Below are 17,247 nucleotides of genomic sequence, written 5' to 3'. Positions count from 1 at the left end.
GTCGATCGATCGCCCGGTCCGACCGCCCGCGAGGTGGTCGGACCGGGCACTAATAGGATGGTGCGCATGAGCGCAGCGACCGTGGACTTGATGGACTACTCCGATGTCATCGACCGGTACGAACCGGTGCTCGGCATGGAGGTACACGTCGAGCTGGGCACCGCGACCAAGATGTTCTGTGGGTGCCCCACCGAATTCGGCGCCGAGCCCAACACCCAGGTGTGCCCGGTCTGCCTGGGCCTGCCGGGCTCGCTGCCGGTGGTGAACGAGAAGGCCGTCGAGTCCGCGATCCGCATCGGGCTGGCGCTGAACTGCTCCATCACCCCGTGGGGCCGGTTCGCGCGCAAGAACTACTTCTACCCGGACCAGCCGAAGAACTACCAGATCAGCCAGTACGACGAGCCCATCGCGGCCAACGGCTACCTGGATGTGGTGCTCGACGATGGCACGGTGTTCCGCGTCGAGATCGAGCGCGCCCACATGGAGGAGGACACCGGCAAGTCGCTGCACGTCGGTGGCGCGACCGGCCGCATCCACGGCGCCTCGCACTCGCTGCTCGACTACAACCGCGCGGGCGTGCCGCTCATCGAGATCGTCACCAAGCCCATCGAGGGCGCGGGCGAACGGGCTCCCGAGGTGGCGCGTGCGTACGTGACCGCGCTGCGCGAGGTGCTCAAGTCGCTGAACGTCTCCGACGTGAAGATGGAGCAGGGCTCGATGCGCTGCGACGTCAACGTGTCCCTGATGCCCAAGGGCGCCAAGGAGTTCGGCACCCGCACCGAGACCAAGAACGTGAACTCGCTCAAGAGCGTCGAGGTCGCGGTGCGCTACGAGATGCGGCGGCAGGCCGCGGTGCTGGTTTCGGGCGGCTCGATTCTGATGGAGACCCGGCACTTCCACGAGACCGACGGCACCACCTCGTCCGGCCGTATCAAGGAGACCGCCGAGGACTACCGCTACTTCCCGGAGCCGGACCTCGAGCCCATCGCGCCCGACGCCGCCTGGGTCGAGGAACTGCGCGGCACCATTCCGGAGTACCCGTGGCTGCGCCGCGCCCGCATCCAGTCCGAGTGGGGTCTCTCGGACGAGGTGTTCCGCGACCTGGTCAACGCCGGTGCGCTGGACCTGATCATCGCGACCGTCGACGCCGGTGCCTCGGTGGACGCCGCGCGCTCCTGGTGGGTCGCCTACCTCACCGAAAAGGCCAAGGAGAGCCAGGTTTCCCTGGAGGACCTGCCCATCACCCCCAAGCAGGTCGCCGAGGTGGCCGCGCTGGTCGAGGCCAAGACCATCAACAACAAGGTCGCCAAGCAGGTCGTCGACTTCGTCCTCGCCGGTGAGGGCGAGCCCGCCCAGATCGTCGAGGCCAAGGGCCTCGGCATGGTCTCCGACGACTCCGCCCTCCAGTCCGAGGTCGAAAAGGCCCTCGCCGCCAACCCCGACATCGCCGACAAGATCCGCTCCGGCAAGATCCAGGCCGCGGGCAAGGTCGTCGGCGACGTCATGAAGGCCACCCGCGGCCAGGCCGACGCCGCCCGAGTCCGCGAACTCGTCCTCGCCGCCTGCGGAGTCGAGGGCTAGTCGTTTCGGATCGATGAGAATGGGGCGCGCGGCATTTGCCGCGCGCCCCATTTCCTTTCCCCGATCATTGTCTTGACCCTCACACGGTGTGAGGTCCGAACCTGGAGGAGTCATGTTCAGTATTGGAGACTTCGCCAGGTTCGGGTCGGTGTCGGTGCGGATGCTGCGGCACTACGACGATCTCGGTCTGCTGCGGCCTTACGAGGTCGATCCGTGTACCGGCTATCGGTTCTATGCGGCCGATCAGCTCGCGCGGCTCAATCGGATCGTCGCGCTGAAGGATCTCGGGTTCACCTTGAATCAGGTGGCCGAGATTCTCGACGGGCAGCTGTCCGCGGAACGGTTGCACGGCATGTTGCAGCTGCGCCGCGCCCAGCTGGCCAATCAGCTCGCCGCGGACACCGCGCGGCTCGCATCCGTCGAGGCGAGGCTCCTGCGTATCGAGAAGGAGGGCGTCATGCCCGAGCAGGAAATCATCGTCAAACCGCTGTCGGCCACGCTGGTCGCCGAAATGTCCGATGTCGCGGCCGAATCCGGCGAGGCCGCCGTCGGCCCGATCATCGAGAAGCTGTATGCCCACATGGCGGAGTCGATTCCGGCCTCCGGCCTCACCATCACCGGCGCACCCATCGTGTATTACGAACCGCTGGACGCGGGTCTGCGCGTCCACGTCGCCCACCAGGTCGCGGGCACAGCCGCCCCCGGGAGCCCGTTCGAGCTGCTGCTGCTCCCGGAGATCCCCAAGGCCGCCACCTTGGCCCATCGCGGCAAGCTCGCGGAACTGTGCGTCTCCTTCGAGGCCATGGGCCGCTGGGCCGACGAAAACGGTTACGCCCCCAACGCCCCCATCCGCGAGGTCTACCTCCAGGCCCCCCGCGACCCGGCCTCCGACGAATGGGTCATCGAGTTGCAGATGCCGGTCGAGGCGCAGTCCGCTCGATAAACGATTGCGGCGCACGGCAACTGCCGTGCGCCGCAATCGTGAGCCGGTGGCTAGTCCGGTCCGTTGCCCTGGCCCGCGGTCGGCGGCGGGATGCGAACCACGCGGTCGTCGTACTGGTTCGGATTGCCGTCGGGCTTGTTGACCGTGCCGACCCAGATATTGCCGTCGCCGCCCAGCGTCGCGCCGTCGAGGCGGCCGTACTTGTCCTGCGCCAGCACCGAAGGCGCGGCCGTGACGGCGTGGGTGTTCTTGTCGGCCGTGGCGATGGCCAGGCCCTTCTGGTTGGTGAGGGAGATGGCCACGCCGTCGGAGGCGGCCGCGCAGCCCGCGACGCCCGGATGATCGGGCCAGGTCCACGCCTTCACCGCGACGCCGTCGGGGCCGACGCGTTGCAGGCGGTCCTCGGTGGCGGTCCGGTCGGTGATCCAGATGGAGTCCTTGCCGTCGGTGCAGACGCCGCCCGCCACGCCGATCCCGGACACCACCACATCGGCCGACGCACCGGGCGCGGGGGAGTTGATGCTGAGCAGCTTTCCGGCCATCGAGCTGGTGTCGCCCGCCAGCGCCGGGTTCCCGGCATCGCCGGTGAGAATCAGCATCCGGTCGTGCAGGAAGTCGATGGATCCGCGATTACCGTTGATGCCCTTGGGGATTCCGGTGAGGATCGGTTTGGCCGTGCCGCCGCCGTCGGTGGAGATACGCACCACCCGGTTGTCGCTCGCGGTGGTGACGTAGGCATAGATCAGCCCGTCCTCGCCGAAACTGGGGGACAGCGCCAGCCCGGTGAGGCCGCCGTCCCCGGCCGGATCGACATCCACCCGGGCGACCTCGACGGGCGCGGGCGGCTCGCCCTCGTCGGTGGCGATGACCTTGAGAATGCGCCCGGTGGTGCGCTCGGCCACCAGCGCGCTACCGCCATCGGGCAGGGCGACCAGTCCGCCCGTGGTGTCCAGACACGACACCACCACCGCGATATCGGGATCCACGCACGGCAGATCCGGCCGTTTCGCATTGGTGGGCGGCGTTTTCGGCGTCGTCGTATTCGGTTCGGCGTCCTGCCAGGTCGGCTCGGTGGTGAACGGGCTCGACGCGCGATCGTCGAAGCGCGCGCACCCGGACAGCAGCACCGCCCCGAGCGTCACGCCCAGCACCACTCTCCGCGCACCCACCCCGACACGGCCACCGGCAACCAAACTCATGGTTGAGACGTTACGGAAAACCCGCCGCCGACGCTCGGACGGGGTGTCGCAATCCGGTGCCGTGGCGCGAATCGGACTGCGGACACGCCCGCGTTCTGCTGTGTGTCGCGCCCTTTCTCCTAATAGTCTGGCCGCGTGACTGATAAGCCGACCGAACCGTCCGCCGCGGCGGGCGACGCCACGCCCGACACGCCGCGACCGGCCGGATCGCCGGTGCGCAGCCCGTTCGACTCGCCGACCGAGCAGTTCCCCACCCCGGTCGGAGTGCAGACCACCGAGGAACTGACCACCGAGAAGATCGAGACCACCGCGAAACTGCCGCGCACCGACGAGGAGCTCGGCCTGGATCCGGAGGTCCCGCTCTACTCCCAGGTCAAGAACGCGATTCCGGGCGTCGCCAACAGCACCACCGCCGAACCCTCCCCGACCTATTCGTTCGCCAGCATCCCCCCGGCACCCGCCGCGCCCGCCGACGGCAATGGCCGCCCGCGTCGTCGCGACGAGCGCCGCGGCACCCTGGACCTCGGACTCCTGCTGCTGCGCCTGGTCATCGGCGGCACCTTCGTCTACCACGGTCTGCAGAAGGCGACCGGCTGGTTCCACGGTCCCGGGCTCGACGGCATCAAGACCGCCATGGAGAGCGGCGGCTGGAAGCACGTCGACATCGCCGCGCCCATGCTCATCGCCGGTGAGCTCGGCGGTGGCGTGCTGGTCGCGATCGGCCTGGCCACCCCGCTGGCGGCGGGCGCGCTGCTCGCGGTCATCCTCGACGCGTGGATGTGGAAGCAGGGCATGAACCCCGGCTTCCAGTACTCGGCCAAGGGCAATTCGGTGGAGCTGGAATCGATTCTGGTCGGGCTGACCACCGTGCTGATCCTGACCGGACCCGGCCGCTTGTCCCTGGACCGCAATCGAGGGTGGTCGTCGCGGCCGTTCATGGGTTCCCTGGCCGCCTTCGTGGCGGCCGTGGTGGCCGCGATTCTCACCTACGTCTATCTGCACGGCGGCAATCCGCTCACGGGCATCGGTCCGTTCGACTGAACGACCCCGAAACACGAAGCGGCCGGGACGATCCCACGATCGTCCCGGCCGCATTTTCGCGCCTCAGTACTGACGGGCGGTCCAGGACTCCCACTCGTGGAAGGTCTCCTGGTGCAGCTGCAGCACTCGACCCGACTTGGCGTCGATCTCCCGCTCGAGCAGCGCCCGGTGCGCATTGCTCTGCGTCACCTCGTCCGGAGTCATCATGAACTCCGTGGATTCCAGGTGCCGCACCTCCGCGGCCAACTCCTCGGCCTCCGCGAGCAGCGCCTTGGCCTCCGCATTGCGCGCATCCGAGCGCGCGAGCATGGCGGTGTACTCGGCCAGCATGGAGTCGGCCTTGCCGATGTATTCGATTGTCATTCCTTGGCTTTCTTACGTTGCGGCACGGGGGCTTTCGCGCGTTACGGCACGCGCCGGACGGCACCCTTGTCGGCGGAGGTGGCGAGCGCAGCATACGCGCGCAGCGCCGTTGTCACCGGGCGCTCGCGGTTCACGGGCTGCCAAGGCCGTTCGGACGCTTCCATTTTCACCCGACGCTCCGCGAGAACCTCTTCGGGGACCAGCAATTCGAGCGAACGGGTGTGCACATCGATGCGAATGCGGTCGCCGTTCTCGATCAGGCCGATGGAGCCGCCGCTGGCCGCCTCCGGGGAGATGTGGCCGATGGACAGGCCCGAGGTACCGCCGGAGAAGCGGCCGTCGGTGATGAGCGCGCACACCTTGCCCAGGCCGACGCCCTTCAAGAACGACGTGGGGTGCAGCATTTCCTGCATGCCCGGACCGCCCGAGGGACCCTCGTAGCGGACCACGACCACATCGCCGGGCTGGATCTCCTTGTTCAGGATCTTGGAGACCGCCTCCTCCTGCGACTCGACCACCACGGCCGGGCCCTCGAAGGTGAACAGGTCCTCGTCGATGCCCGCGGTCTTGAGGATCGCGCCGTCCGGAGCGATATTGCCGCGCAGCACGCACAGGCCGCCCTCGACGGTGTACGCGTGCTTCTTGTCCCGGATGCAGCCGCCCACGGCATCGGTGTCCAGCGAGGACCAGCGGTTCTCGGTCGAGAACGGCACGGTGGTGCGGACACCGCCGGGCGCGGCGTGGAACAGCTCGATGGCCTCCCGAGAAGCCTTGCCGGAGCGGATGTCCCAGGTGTCGAGCCACTCGTCGAAGGAGGCGGTGTGCACGGTGGTCACGTCCGTCTCGAGCAGGCCCGCGCGGCGCAGCTCGCCCAGGATGGCCGGAATGCCGCCGGCGCGGTGCACGTCCTCCATGTGGTAGTCCGAGTTCGGCGACACCTTCGACAGGCACGGCACGCGGCGCGAGATCTCGTCGATGGTCTGCAGATCGAACTCGATCTCACCCTCCTGCGCGGCGGCCAGGGTGTGCAGCACCGTGTTGGTGGAACCGCCCATGGCCACATCGAGGGCCATGGCATTGCGGAAAGCCTTGGCATTGGCCACATTTCGCGGCAGCACCGAGGCGTCGTCATCGCGGTACCAGCGGGTGGCGATGTCCACGATCACCCGGCCCGCCTTCTCGAACAGCGCGCGGCGGGCGGCGTGGGTGGCCAGCGTCGAGCCATTGCCCGGCAGCGCCAGACCCAGCGCCTCGGTGAGGCAGTTCATGGAGTTGGCGGTGAACATGCCCGAGCAGGAACCGCAGGTCGGACAGGCGGAGCGCTCGACCTCGGTGAGCCCGTCGTCGGAGACGTTCGGCGAGGCGCTCGCCGAGATGGCGGTGATCAGATCGGTGGGGGCCTGGGCCACGCCGCCGACGACTACGGCCTTACCGGCCTCCATCGGGCCGCCGGAGACGAACACGGCCGGAATGTTCAGGCGCATGGCGGCATTCAGCATGCCGGGGGTGATCTTGTCGCAGTTGGAGATGCAGACCAGTGCGTCGGCGGTGTGCGCGTTGGCCATGTATTCCACCGAGTCGGCGATGATCTCGCGCGAGGGCAGCGAGTACAGCATGCCGCCGTGGCCCATGGCGATGCCGTCGTCGACGGCGATGGTGTGGAATTCGCGCGGCACACCACCGGCGGCCCGGACCGCCTCGGCCACGATCTCGCCGACATCCTTCAGGTGCACGTGGCCGGGGACGAACTGGGTGTAGGAGTTCGCGATGGCGACGATCGGCTTCCCGAAATCGGAGTCGGTGAGGCCGGTCGCGCGCCAGAGGGCGCGAGCGCCCGCGGCATTGCGTCCGGCGGTGGTGGTGCGTGAGCGAAGCGGTGGCATGGGTCAGGTCCTCGGTTCGTGTGTCGCAGTGGGCTGTTTCGCGACTTTCCGGCGGGCATCAACGTTACTCCCGGGCCATGAACCCGATCACCGCCGGTAGAAACTCCGCACCCCCGAAACGCCTACGACTCGCCGGATCCGGCCTCGGCATCGGTCGATTCGGCCTCGGTCTCGGCCGGACCCTCGGTTTCCTCGGGCTCGGCGAAGGGGTCCGGGATGCGGCCGTTGGACGCGGCGACCAGGGTGGCCAGCTGCCCGTAGCCGACCGCGGGGAGGGTCACGTCGGAGTCGTCGGCCAGGTGAACCTGGAGGTAGCCGCGCTTGGGGATGCGCAGGCCCTTGATGTCGGCCCAGTCGATGTGGCGCGAGCCCAGCAGCGTGCGGGTGTCGATTCCATTGTCCGAGACGGTGGTGCGGGTCCGTTCGACCCAGACGACCATCACCAGCGGGATCGCGAAGAGCACCCACAGCACCTGCGGCCAGCCGAAGAAGGGGAAGGCCACGCAGAACAGCAGGATGAACACCCCGAGGTGAGCGAGCCGGGGAATGCGGATCACCTGACCCGCGTCCGATTCGGACTCGGGCGTGTGGGACGATCGAGCAGGTGGCACGGACTGATGCTGTGAGGACACACCCACATCCTTGCATCATGGTGAACGGACCCGAATAACCGCACCGTCTCACATAATGAGACCCAATAGGTCAGCTGTTTGACTGAACGACCAACGCGCAATTACCGTCGAGCGCGTGAATCGAACCGAGCTTCTCGTAATCGGCAAGCGCGTCCAGTGCTGAGCCGACGACTGTAGTCAATTACGTCAGCTCGCAGCTGCGACGCGCCACCCTCGAACAGCCACCTGGCTGTCGGGGGCTTTTTTGTGTTCAGGCAAGTCCATGAACTGGAACGACAAGCAGTAAAGGAACCAAGACGGTGAGCGCACCTACCGCACGGCCCGGGCCCTCGGCCCGTAAGCCCGCGCCTTCGGCCCAGCCGACCGCCCCGGCTGGCTCGGCTCCGGCCGCGGCCCCGAATCGTCGCCAGGTCCCGCCCGAGCGGGTCACCGGCGCGCAGTCGGTCGTCCGTTCCCTCGAGGAGCTCGGCGTCGACACGATTTTCGGTATTCCCGGCGGTGCGGTCCTTCCCGTCTACGACCCGCTGTTCGATTCGACCAAGGTCCGCCACGTGCTGGTGCGTCACGAGCAGGGCGCGGGTCACGCCGCGACCGGTTACGCCCAGGCCACCGGCAAGGTCGGTGTGTGCATGGCCACGTCCGGTCCGGGCGCGACCAACCTGGTCACCCCGATCGCCGACGCGCAGATGGACTCGGTGCCGCTGGTGGCCATCACCGGCCAGGTCGGCCGTTCGCTGATCGGCACCGACGCCTTCCAGGAAGCCGACATCTCCGGCATCACCATGGCGTGCACCAAGCACAACTTCCTGGTCACCGACCCGATCGACATCCCGCGCATGATCGCCGAGGCGTTCCACCTGGCGTCCACCGGTCGCCCGGGCGCGGTGCTGGTCGACATCCCGAAGGACGTGCTGCAGGCGCAGACCACCTTCTCCTGGCCGCCGGAGATGAAGCTGCCCGGCTACCGTCCGGTCACCAAGCCGCACGGCAAGCAGGTGCGCGAGGCCGCGCGGATGATCATGGACGCCAAGGCCCCGGTGCTCTACGTCGGCGGCGGCGTCATCAAGGCCGACGCCTCGGCCGAGCTGCTGGAACTGGCCGAGCTGACCGGCATCCCGGTGGTCACCACCCTGATGGCGCGCGGCGCGTTCCCCGACACCCACACCCTCAACATGGGCATGCCCGGCATGCACGGCACCGTGGGAGCCGTTGCGGCACTGCAGCGTTCGGATCTGCTGATCACCCTGGGCGCGCGCTTCGACGACCGCGTGACCGGCCAGCTGGACTCCTTCGCGCCCAATGCCAAGGTCATCCACGCCGATATCGACCCGGCCGAGATCGGCAAGAACCGCCACGCGGACGTGCCGATCGTGGGCGACTGCCGCGAGGTCATCGCCGAGCTCATCGAGACGCTCAAGGCCGATCCGGCCGCCGCGGGCAAGACCCCGCTGCTGGATCTGGGCGAGTGGTGGACCTACCTGTCCGGGGTGCGCGATCAGTACCCGCTGGGCTGGAAGACCCCGTCCGACGGTTCGCTCTCGCCGGAGTTCGTCATCGAGAAGCTGGGCCAGCTCGCCGGTCCCGACGCCATCTACTGTGCGGGCGTCGGCCAGCACCAGATGTGGGCCGCGCAGTTCATCAAGTACGAAAAGCCGCGCACCTGGCTGAATTCCGGTGGTCTGGGCACCATGGGCTACGCCGTTCCGGCCGCCATGGGCGCCAAGATGGGCATGCCGGACCGCGAGGTCTGGGCCATCGACGGTGACGGCTGCTTCCAGATGACCAATCAGGAGCTGGCCACCTGTGCCGTCGAGGGCGTGCCGATCAAGGTCGCGCTGATCAACAACGGCAACCTGGGCATGGTGCGGCAGTGGCAGACGCTGTTCTACGAGCAGCGCTACTCCAACACCGATCTGGGCACCCACACCCTGCGCATCCCCGACTTCGTGAAGCTCGCGGAAGCGTTGGGCTGCCACGGCATTCGCGTGGAGAAGGAAGAGGACGTGGAGGCCGCGATCCGCGAGGCGCAGTCGATCAACGACCGTCCCGTGGTGATCGACTTCATCGTCGGCAAGGACGCGCAGGTGTGGCCGATGGTCGCCGCCGGTACGTCCAACGACGAGATCATGGCCGCGCGCGGCATTCGCCCGCTGTTCGACGATGACGAGTCGGCGTCGGAGCCCGCCGTGATCCACGAGGCCATGTCGCACGAAAAGGCTTCGCTCGCAGCGCACGAGCGCGCCGCCCAGAAGGGGACCGAGGAATGACCACCACCCACACCCTGTCCGTGCTGGTGGAGGACAAGCCGGGCGTGCTGGCGCGCGTGGCGTCGCTGTTCTCCCGCCGCGGCTTCAATATCCAGTCGCTGGCGGTCGGCGGCACCGAGATTCCCGAGATCTCGCGCATGACCATCGTCGTCACCGTGGAGGATCTGCCGCTCGAGCAGGTCACCAAGCAGCTGAACAAGCTGGTGAACGTGATCAAGATCGTCGAGCAGGACGCCGACTCCTCGGTGGCCCGCGAACTGATCCTGGTCAAGGTGCGCGCCGATGCTTCCGTGCGCACCCAGGTCATCGAGTCGGTGAACCTGTTCCGCGCCAAGGTGATCGACGTGTCGCCCGACGCGCTGACCATCGAGGCCACCGGCACCCGCTCCAAGCTGGACGCGCTGCTGCGCATGCTGGAGCCGTACGGTATCCGGGAGATCGTGCAGTCCGGTGTCGTGGCCGTGGGCCGCGGCCCCAAGTCGATCACGGCAACCCGGTAATTTCGGCGTAATTCGCTGGCAGATACTTCAACTAACCAAAACAATCCGAAGGGAACCACAGTGGCAGTCGAGATGTTCTATGACGACGATGCTGACCTGTCGATCATCCAGGGCAAGAAGGTCGCCGTCATCGGCTACGGCTCCCAGGGCCACGCCCACTCGCTGAGCCTGCGCGACTCGGGTGTCGATGTCCGCATCGGCCTCAAGGAGGGCTCGAAGTCCCGCGCCAAGGCCGAGGAGGCCGGTCTGACCGTCGGCACTCCGGCCGAGGTCGCCGAGTGGGCCGACGTCATCATGGTCCTCGCGCCCGACACCGCGCAGGCCTCGATCTTCACCAACGACATCGAGCCGCACCTCAAGGACGGCGACGCGCTGTTCTTCGGCCACGGCCTGAACATCCACTTCGGTCTGATCAAGGCTCCGGCCAACGTCACCGTCGGCATGGTCGCCCCGAAGGGCCCGGGCCACCTGGTGCGTCGCCAGTTCGTCGACGGCAAGGGCGTTCCGGCCCTGATCGCCATCGACCAGGACCCGACCGGCAACGGCCAGGCGCTGGCCCTGTCCTACGCCAAGGGCATCGGCGGCACCCGCGCGGGCGTCATCAAGACCACCTTCAAGGAAGAGACCGAGACCGACCTCTTCGGTGAGCAGGCCGTGCTCTGCGGCGGCACCGAGGAACTGGTCAAGACCGGTTTCGAGGTCATGGTCGAGGCCGGTTACGCGCCGGAGATGGCCTACTTCGAGGTGCTGCACGAGCTCAAGCTGATCGTCGATCTCATGTACGAGGGCGGCATCGCGCGCATGAACTACTCGGTGTCCGACACCGCCGAGTTCGGTGGCTACCTGTCGGGCCCGCGCGTCATCGACGCCGGGACCAAGGAGCGCATGAAGGACATCCTGCGCGACATCCAGGACGGCACCTTCGTCAAGCGCCTGGTCGCCAATGTCGAGGGCGGCAACAAGGAGCTCGAGGCGCTTCGTAAGGAGAACGCCGAGCACCCGATCGAGGTCACCGGTGCCAAGCTGCGCGGCCTGATGAGCTGGGTCGACCGGCCGATCACCGAGACCGCCTAAGGTTTCCGGGATTTCACCCGCGAAGGCCCGCCAGGGAATCCCCGGCGGGCCTTCGTTTTTCGTGCGTGAAGGGGGTACGCGCGAAATGTTCGGTTGTGATCGGGCTACCAACTGCCGGTGTGTGGCAGCGCGTTGCGCCACCAGCAGTCGTCGTTGTCCCACCAGCCGCGGTTCCAGTCGTTGCCGCGGTTCCAGTCGTCTCCGCGGTTCCAGTCGTCACGGTCGTGGTGGTGTCGCCAGTCGTCGCGGTCGTTGTCCCACCAGGGGTTGCCGCCGCCGTGGTGCGGCCAGGCCACATCGGTCGGCGAATTGTCGAGCGGAACGTCGGCGGTGGCCGGAATGGTCACCGCGGCAAGGGGAATCAGAGCGATCGCACCGGCGACGGCCACGCGGGCGGTCATCCGGCGTAAGGATGTCGACTTCATGGTCAGCAACTGTGCCCGAGCGACCGCCGCCCGTGGAACGGTTTTCCTGTGAATTCAGGGCCGAATGGTCCTCATGTATGACCTCGACCCTGAGCAACCCCGAAACCCATTGCGCGGCAGCGGCCCGCAGGATTTCTCCTGAGCCGGATCAGATCAGCGCGCCAGTTCCCGCCCCGAGGACGGTTCCGGCCGCCAGGCCCACCACGCCGCCGATCGCGCATCCGGGCGGTCCGGTCATGGCGAAGACGAGCGGAGCGATCGGACCGAACGGAAGCGTTGCGATGGCCGCGCCCGCGACGCAACCGAGGACGGCGCCACCGGCGGCTCCGGCCAAGGCGCCCGCGGCAATATGGTCGGCGCGGCTGGGCGCGACACCGATGGAGCGGGTGAACTGGGAGATCTGCGCTTCGGGACCCGCCAGGACGGCATTGATCTGGGCGACCTGGTCGTCGCTGAGAAAGTCCGGGGCGATGGTGGTGAGGTCACCGGCGCGCAGTTCGCGCGGGTTGGTGGGGACGATCACGCCGATATCCGGCGTCGGCTCCGGTGCGTGCAGGTCGCCCGGCTGAATCGGGGCGGGGGCGTAGTCGCGCTTCGGGTCCGGTCGGGTCGGGGCGTAATCGCTTTGCGGCGCAACGCCATGCGCGTCGTCCTGCGGCGAGACCTGCGGAGCCTGCGGCGGGACCGCGGTCACGCCCGGCTGGGCGCCGCCGGGAGTGGGGGAGCCCGGATCCGGCTGCGTCACACCGGGTTGCGGCACGGCCTGGGCGACGGCGCTGATACTCAGCACCGCGGTCATCGGGATGGTGGAGACGGCGGCGCGCAACAATACGCGTTGAGCTGCCGTCTGCCTACGGTGCTTCGCCATGGGCCCCCTTAGTTAAAGCTCCGTCAAACCCTATGGCATGGCCATGCCGAAGATCATAAAACGGACGAAACCCATTGCGCGGCAATGGCCCCGCGGGAACTCGCCCGTGGGGCCGTTCGCGCTGTGGCCGTCAGTAATGCGTGCCGCCGTCGATCCGAATCTCGGTACCGGTAATGAAGGCACCATCATCCGACGCGAGCATGGCGACGACGCCCGCGACGGTATCCGGCGACGCGAACCCCTGACCGATGCCGGGAATCAGCTTCATGAACAGGCTCAGATCGGCGTCCTCGGGCAGCCCCGGGCCGCGCCCATCGGTCATATCGCTCGAAATCGACCCCGGCGCAACGGCAACCACGCGCAGCCCTTGCTTGGAGTACTCGGCGGCCAGCGCGTGTGTCATGGACATGATGCCGCCCTTGGACGCGGCGTACGCGGACATGTACGGGTGCGCGAAGAACGCGGAGGTGGACGTGAAGTTCACGATCACGCCCTTGTCGGACTCCAGCAGCTGGGGGAGGGCTTCGCGAATCATCAGGAAGGTACCGGTCAGATTGACCGTGATGATCTTGTTGAAATCCGCGAGCGGCATCTCGTGCGTATGCGCCGACCGCAGAATCCCCGCCGCATTGATCAATGCGTCGATCCCACCGAGCGTCTCGACCGCGGCAGCGACCCCAGCCTTGACCGACTCCTCATCGGCAATATCGATCTTCACCGTGGTGAGCCGATCCGCATTCCCCTTCTCGGCGGCCTGCTTGGCAGTCTCCGCCAGCCCCGCCTCATTCACATCCGCCCCCACGACCTGCCCGCCCTCGGCCAGAATCCGATGCACGGTGGCCCGCCCGATCCCCGACCCCGCCCCGGTGATCACCACTCGACGACCCTCAAACCGCTCCACTGCGAATCTCCTCAACTAGGTATTTCACTCTCACCTGACACGCTACGCCTACATGGCACAACGTGCCAGACTGGCATCCCGTCGACTAGGATCGCCTGGTAGCCCACCGAAGGAGGTGACATGTCCGCCCAACCCTTAGAACCCCGCCGCCCGTCCCTAGCGGAACGCCGCAAATCCGAAACCCGCATGGAAATAGCCCGCACCGCCGCCCGCCTCTTCGCGGAGCACGGCACCGCCGAGGTAACCGCCGACCAAATAGCCTCCGAATCCGGCGTAGCCCTCCGCACCTTCTACCGCTACGCCCGAACAAAGGAAGACGCCGTAGAGCCCCTGCTCGCCGCCGGTGCCCAACGCTGGCTAGCCGAAATCGCTGCGGGCGGTCGCATCCCCACCTCGGCCGATTTCGAAGCCGCCGCCATCCGTTCCCTAACCCTCGGTGACAGTCCCGAAGACCTCGAAATCACCCGGGGCCTCCTCCAGGCCATGGACTCGGACCCGGCTCTGCGAGCCATTTGGCACCGAATCAACCTCGAGGCCGAGCGGGATCTCCATCGAATTCTTGTGGAATTGTCTGCCCCCCAGGCAGATCCATTTCAACTCCGCCTCACCGCGGCGTCCGCAGCAGGCGCCATCCGTGTAGCCCTGGAACTTTGGGCCGCCGCGGACGGTCCGGTCGAAGGCATTGGTTCCCCCGCCGACCTGGTGGTTCGCTGCATGCGTCGACTGCATGTCGCCGAATAGCCGAACTCGGCTCAACTGGCGGCCGAGAAATTCAATTCCAGCTGGCCCGTGGCGCTTTCGTCGCGCTGTCGAGCCTTCCGTAGCACATCGATAATGGACAAGCCCACTGCCTCCGCCACCGGAGGCGGGAACGCATTGCCGACCTGACGGTATTGCGCCGTCTTTCCCCCCGAGAATTCCCACTCGTCGGGGAATGCCTGAATCATGGCCGCTTGGCGAACTGTGAGCATCGGCCCATCGGCGCCGAACAAGTCTCGGTCATGGGTCCTTTTCAGGGCGCACGTCCGAATATCATTGGCAACTCCCATGCCCGATACTCCGAGTTGCCGCCACGCCGCCTTGGCTCGGCTGGGCCCGAGGTCGGCGCCCCCGTGCTTCTTCGATCCGCCGACCAGTGTGGGTGCGACCGTGCCTCGTTCGCGGGCGGTCCGCAACCATCGGTCGAAGGCCGCCGTCGCGCGTTCTGCGTGCTCACCGTCGAAATAGGGCTGGAACCTATCCCGCATCGAATCCTCGAGGATGTCGGCGAGCAAGACCGGTGTCTCGTGAGTGGGGCTGGGCCATTCGTATTCGAGATCACCGAGGACATCGGACCGGAACGCGACCAGTACCGAGCGTGGACGAAGCTGCGGAACGCCGAAGTCGCTGGCCTCCAGGACATCCCATCGGCAGACCCTGTAACCGAGCCCGGGAACCTCGTGCACTCGATCATCGGCGTCGACGTACCTCCCGCCCTCCAGCTTCGCCACGATCCACTCTCGATAGCCGTCGAATTTCGGATCCATGAGTCCGCGGACGTTTTCGACCATTACCGCTCGGGGCTTCAGAATGTCGATGAGTTCCAGTGTGCGGGGAAAGAGGTCTCGCTCATCGTTCTTCCCGAGCTGTTTGCCCGCGTGTGAGAAAGGCGGGCACGGCACGCCACCCGCGAGCAAATCCAGCCCCCGCCGCAATTTCTCGGCGCCCTTGTCGAGGTCGCGGTACGGCTCGAAGTCATTGACATCGGCGGACAGAATGTCGCAGTACTTGTTCTCCCATGCCCATAGCTCGTGTTTCTGAATATTGAGTTCGAGCGTCTCGACCGCATACGGATCGATTTCGACCAGGGCCAAATGATTGAATCCTGCCCGGTGGAGGCCGATAGCCTGCCCACCTGCGCCAGCACAGATTTCGATCGACGTGAACTCGGACACCCCGGCTGCCGCCGCTGTATGCTCCAGGTTGCCCTCCCGAATCACGCTCTCCTCCCCGCGGCCGCCGATGTCGGCGCCGGTCCCGGTGGGGCGTGGATCGGTCATGCAGCTACCTTTCGATGTGGACTCCGCGGGTATTCGAGCGCGTGCGCAGGAGTATCTTTCCGTACAACATTCGCCTGCTTCGAACCGGGATAGACGTGATCGAGAGCCGCTCGGCAGACGCTCGAAGGAAGGCTCACGAGCGAGGTACTTACCCCGCCCCTCTCAATGAGGGACGTTCCAGGAACATGCGGGCCAATCGCCGGGCCGATACCAAGCCGGAAATCGCGTTGCGAAGTGCGTTGCATCGAATGGGTTTCCGCTATCGCAAGGACTTCCGGCTCGATCTCGGTGCGGTCAAGGTCAGGCCCGACATCGTTTTCACTGCGCGCAAGGTCGCGGTCTTCGTCGATGGCTGCTTCTGGCACAGTTGCCCGCACCATGGACGTCAGCCGACGACCAACGAATGGTACTGGGCGCCAAAGCTTCTCCGGACCACCGAACGCGATCGCGCGGCAAACGACGCTTTGACCGCCGCAGGTTGGCTGGTGATCCGTCTTTGGGAGCACGAGAGTCTGGACAGCGCTGTCTCTACGGTCGCCAGTGCCTTGGCAGGCGCGTCCGGACATGTTAACGATCATATGGGACAGGCGGAGCGTTTGCCGGGAGGCTTTCCGGACGGCCGAGGTTCGAAGCGGCCGGGCTAGGGCTCGGCGACCTGCTGGTTGGTGGCGGTTTCGAGCCGTGCGGCCAGTTGCTCTCTTTCGGCCGGATTGAGCCGTCGCGCACGGTCATACAGCACATCCAGCTTGGACCGCGTTCTCCGCCCACTGCGCAGCCATTGCAGCATGGTGCTCTTCTCGGTCCGCTTGAGCCCCTTGATCTGTGCGTAAACCTCGTCCAGAGTCTCGGGGAGTCCGGCTTCTTCGCGCACGGGTTCATTGCAGCGTTTGCATTCGACCTGCAGGTTGTCGATGTCGTCGGTCCCACCGAACTCCTGGGGGATCCGATGCCCGATGGACATTACGGCTGTGCCCTGCGGCGGGTCCGGATACGGTTCCCCATTGGCTACACCGCAAATCACGCACCGGTGGCCGTCTCGCTCGAGCACGCGCCGCCGCAGTGCCCCGCTGATCTTGCCGGACGTCTTCGGCCGTGGGCCGTCACCCGGATGCCATCCCTTGACCGCAAGCCGGTACTCGTCCTGCCGCAACGTCGCATCCTCGTGCGACGACCGGAATTGCCAGCCGAGCTTGCGCAGCTCACGCAGCCGTCGATTGAAGTGTTCCTGGCTGTTGGCCAGTTCGTCGGTCGGAATCGCGATGCGAAGTTCGCGGAGGGTGAAGGTTTCGCCCACGTCCTTGTTGAAATGCAGCCAAGCGGCGATCTTCGGCTCCGCGCCGTATCTCCGCTTCGTATCGGGCGCGTACTCGAGCAGCCACCAGAGCACACCGTTGGGTGCGTACGCCTCGGCAGGAAAGTTCTGGCTCATGCTGTGGCCTCCCCGTCTCCGTGTGTCGAGCTCGCCTCCCAACATAGTTGTGTCCGTTTATGACTTCGCCGGGGACCTCGGCGGTCGGTGGGGTTAGCGTGG

Annotated in this window: 16 protein-coding genes and 1 pseudogene; 8 read left to right on the top strand and 9 right to left on the bottom strand. The window is 66.8% G+C overall.

Annotated features, from left to right (window positions below; all coding sequences use genetic code 11):
• Positions 1-66: 66 nt before the first annotated feature.
• Both gatB and VMT40_RS11145 read left to right on the top strand, forming a co-directional pair.
• Positions 67-1,581, top strand: coding sequence for an Asp-tRNA(Asn)/Glu-tRNA(Gln) amidotransferase subunit GatB (gene gatB, locus VMT40_RS11150; protein ID WP_326357898.1), 1,515 nt, complete (start codon positions 67-69; stop codon positions 1,579-1,581).
• A gap of 112 nt (positions 1,582-1,693) precedes the next feature.
• Positions 1,694-2,524, top strand: coding sequence for a MerR family transcriptional regulator (locus VMT40_RS11145; RefSeq protein ID WP_326357897.1), 831 nt, complete (start codon positions 1,694-1,696; stop codon positions 2,522-2,524).
• A 50-nt stretch (positions 2,525-2,574) separates the two neighbouring features.
• On the opposite strand, the gene VMT40_RS11140 is transcribed toward VMT40_RS11145, so the two are convergent.
• Positions 2,575-3,723, bottom strand: a complete 1,149-nt coding sequence (locus VMT40_RS11140) for a PQQ-dependent sugar dehydrogenase (RefSeq protein ID WP_326357896.1) — start codon at positions 3,721-3,723, stop codon at positions 2,575-2,577.
• 135 nt (positions 3,724-3,858) lie between these two features.
• Between VMT40_RS11140 and VMT40_RS11135 the strand changes: the two genes are divergently transcribed.
• Positions 3,859-4,764 carry a DoxX family protein gene (locus tag VMT40_RS11135; RefSeq protein ID WP_326357895.1) on the top strand — a complete coding sequence of 302 codons (906 nt, stop codon included), beginning with the start codon at positions 3,859-3,861 and terminating at the stop codon, positions 4,762-4,764.
• Between the two features lie 63 nt (positions 4,765-4,827).
• Here the strand turns inward: VMT40_RS11135 and VMT40_RS11130 are convergent, their stop codons facing one another.
• From VMT40_RS11130 to VMT40_RS11120, 3 genes are all read right to left on the bottom strand, one after another.
• Positions 4,828-5,127, bottom strand: a complete 300-nt coding sequence (locus VMT40_RS11130) for a hypothetical protein (protein WP_326357894.1) — start codon at positions 5,125-5,127, stop codon at positions 4,828-4,830.
• A 41-nt stretch (positions 5,128-5,168) separates the two neighbouring features.
• Positions 5,169-7,010 carry a dihydroxy-acid dehydratase gene (gene ilvD / locus VMT40_RS11125; protein WP_326357893.1) on the bottom strand — a complete coding sequence of 614 codons (1,842 nt, stop codon included), beginning with the start codon at positions 7,008-7,010 and terminating at the stop codon, positions 5,169-5,171.
• A 122-nt stretch (positions 7,011-7,132) separates the two neighbouring features.
• On the bottom strand, positions 7,133-7,621 hold the full coding sequence (locus VMT40_RS11120) for a PH domain-containing protein (RefSeq protein ID WP_326357892.1): 489 nt from the start codon (positions 7,619-7,621) through the stop codon (positions 7,133-7,135).
• A 320-nt stretch (positions 7,622-7,941) separates the two neighbouring features.
• On the opposite strand from VMT40_RS11120, the gene VMT40_RS11115 reads away from it, so the two are divergent.
• The 3 genes from VMT40_RS11115 to ilvC all read left to right on the top strand — a co-directional run bounded on the left by VMT40_RS11115 (position 7,942) and on the right by ilvC (position 11,483).
• Positions 7,942-9,909 (top strand): acetolactate synthase large subunit, encoded by a 1,968-nt coding sequence (locus VMT40_RS11115; protein WP_326357891.1) that lies wholly within the window; start codon positions 7,942-7,944, stop codon positions 9,907-9,909.
• Entirely contained in the window at positions 9,906-10,409 is a 504-nt protein-coding gene (ilvN, locus tag VMT40_RS11110) for an acetolactate synthase small subunit (RefSeq protein ID WP_120735846.1), read from the top strand. The genes VMT40_RS11115 and ilvN overlap by 4 nt, the downstream gene beginning before the upstream one ends.
• A gap of 72 nt (positions 10,410-10,481) precedes the next feature.
• The gene (gene ilvC / locus VMT40_RS11105) at positions 10,482-11,483 is read left to right on the top strand and encodes a ketol-acid reductoisomerase (RefSeq protein WP_326309198.1); all 1,002 of its coding nucleotides are present in this window, start codon (positions 10,482-10,484) and stop codon (positions 11,481-11,483) included.
• Positions 11,484-11,587: 104 nt separating this feature from the next.
• Here ilvC and VMT40_RS11100 read toward each other — a convergent pair whose 3' ends face one another.
• The 3 genes from VMT40_RS11100 to VMT40_RS11090 form a co-directional block, all read right to left on the bottom strand.
• A complete protein-coding gene (locus tag VMT40_RS11100; RefSeq protein WP_326357890.1) occupies positions 11,588-11,908 on the bottom strand; it encodes a hypothetical protein in 321 nt (106 codons plus the stop codon).
• 148 nt (positions 11,909-12,056) lie between these two features.
• Complete coding sequence (locus VMT40_RS11095; RefSeq protein WP_326357889.1) at positions 12,057-12,776, bottom strand: hypothetical protein; 720 nt, start codon at positions 12,774-12,776, stop codon at positions 12,057-12,059.
• 130 nt (positions 12,777-12,906) lie between these two features.
• On the bottom strand, positions 12,907-13,677 hold the full coding sequence (locus VMT40_RS11090) for an SDR family NAD(P)-dependent oxidoreductase (RefSeq protein WP_326357888.1): 771 nt from the start codon (positions 13,675-13,677) through the stop codon (positions 12,907-12,909).
• A 120-nt stretch (positions 13,678-13,797) separates the two neighbouring features.
• Between VMT40_RS11090 and VMT40_RS11085 the strand changes: the two genes are divergently transcribed.
• On the top strand, positions 13,798-14,418 hold the full coding sequence (locus VMT40_RS11085; RefSeq protein WP_326357887.1) for a TetR/AcrR family transcriptional regulator: 621 nt from the start codon (positions 13,798-13,800) through the stop codon (positions 14,416-14,418).
• Positions 14,419-14,429: 11 nt separating this feature from the next.
• On the opposite strand, the gene VMT40_RS11080 is transcribed toward VMT40_RS11085, so the two are convergent.
• The gene (locus tag VMT40_RS11080) at positions 14,430-15,716 is read right to left on the bottom strand and encodes a DNA cytosine methyltransferase (RefSeq protein WP_326357886.1); all 1,287 of its coding nucleotides are present in this window, start codon (positions 15,714-15,716) and stop codon (positions 14,430-14,432) included.
• A gap of 98 nt (positions 15,717-15,814) precedes the next feature.
• Between VMT40_RS11080 and VMT40_RS11075 the strand changes: the two are divergent.
• Positions 15,815-16,264: pseudogene (locus tag VMT40_RS11075) on the top strand (very short patch repair endonuclease); the annotation flags it as partial.
• Between the two features lie 92 nt (positions 16,265-16,356).
• Here the strand turns inward: VMT40_RS11075 and VMT40_RS11070 are convergent.
• Entirely contained in the window at positions 16,357-17,145 is a 789-nt protein-coding gene (locus tag VMT40_RS11070; RefSeq protein ID WP_326357885.1) for an HNH endonuclease, read from the bottom strand.
• Positions 17,146-17,247 lie beyond the last annotated feature (102 nt).

Source organism: Nocardia sp. CDC160, assembly GCF_035818795.1.
GTDB lineage: Bacteria > Actinomycetota > Actinomycetes > Mycobacteriales > Mycobacteriaceae > Nocardia.
This window is presented reverse-complemented; position numbering and strand designations above follow the sequence as displayed.

Bases quoted from the DNA above. Each gene is read 5' to 3' on its own strand.
- ilvD (WP_326357893.1), bottom strand. From the start codon at position 7,010: ATGCCACCGCTTCGCTCACGCACCACCACCGCCGGACGCAATGCCGCG.
- VMT40_RS11095 (WP_326357889.1), bottom strand. From the start codon at position 12,776: ATGGCGAAGCACCGTAGGCAGACGGCAGCTCAACGCGTATTGTTGCGC.
- VMT40_RS11080 (WP_326357886.1), bottom strand. From the start codon at position 15,716: ATGACCGATCCACGCCCCACCGGGACCGGCGCCGACATCGGCGGCCGC.
- VMT40_RS11070 (WP_326357885.1), bottom strand. From the start codon at position 17,145: ATGAGCCAGAACTTTCCTGCCGAGGCGTACGCACCCAACGGTGTGCTC.
- ilvC (WP_326309198.1), top strand. From the start codon at position 10,482: ATGTTCTATGACGACGATGCTGACCTGTCGATCATCCAGGGCAAGAAG.
- VMT40_RS11130 (WP_326357894.1), bottom strand. From the start codon at position 5,127: ATGACAATCGAATACATCGGCAAGGCCGACTCCATGCTGGCCGAGTAC.
- gatB (WP_326357898.1), top strand. From the start codon at position 67: ATGAGCGCAGCGACCGTGGACTTGATGGACTACTCCGATGTCATCGAC.
- VMT40_RS11100 (WP_326357890.1), bottom strand. From the start codon at position 11,908: ATGAAGTCGACATCCTTACGCCGGATGACCGCCCGCGTGGCCGTCGCC.
- VMT40_RS11145 (WP_326357897.1), top strand. From the start codon at position 1,694: ATGTTCAGTATTGGAGACTTCGCCAGGTTCGGGTCGGTGTCGGTGCGG.
- VMT40_RS11085 (WP_326357887.1), top strand. From the start codon at position 13,798: ATGTCCGCCCAACCCTTAGAACCCCGCCGCCCGTCCCTAGCGGAACGC.
- VMT40_RS11140 (WP_326357896.1), bottom strand. From the start codon at position 3,723: ATGAGTTTGGTTGCCGGTGGCCGTGTCGGGGTGGGTGCGCGGAGAGTG.
- ilvN (WP_120735846.1), top strand. From the start codon at position 9,906: ATGACCACCACCCACACCCTGTCCGTGCTGGTGGAGGACAAGCCGGGC.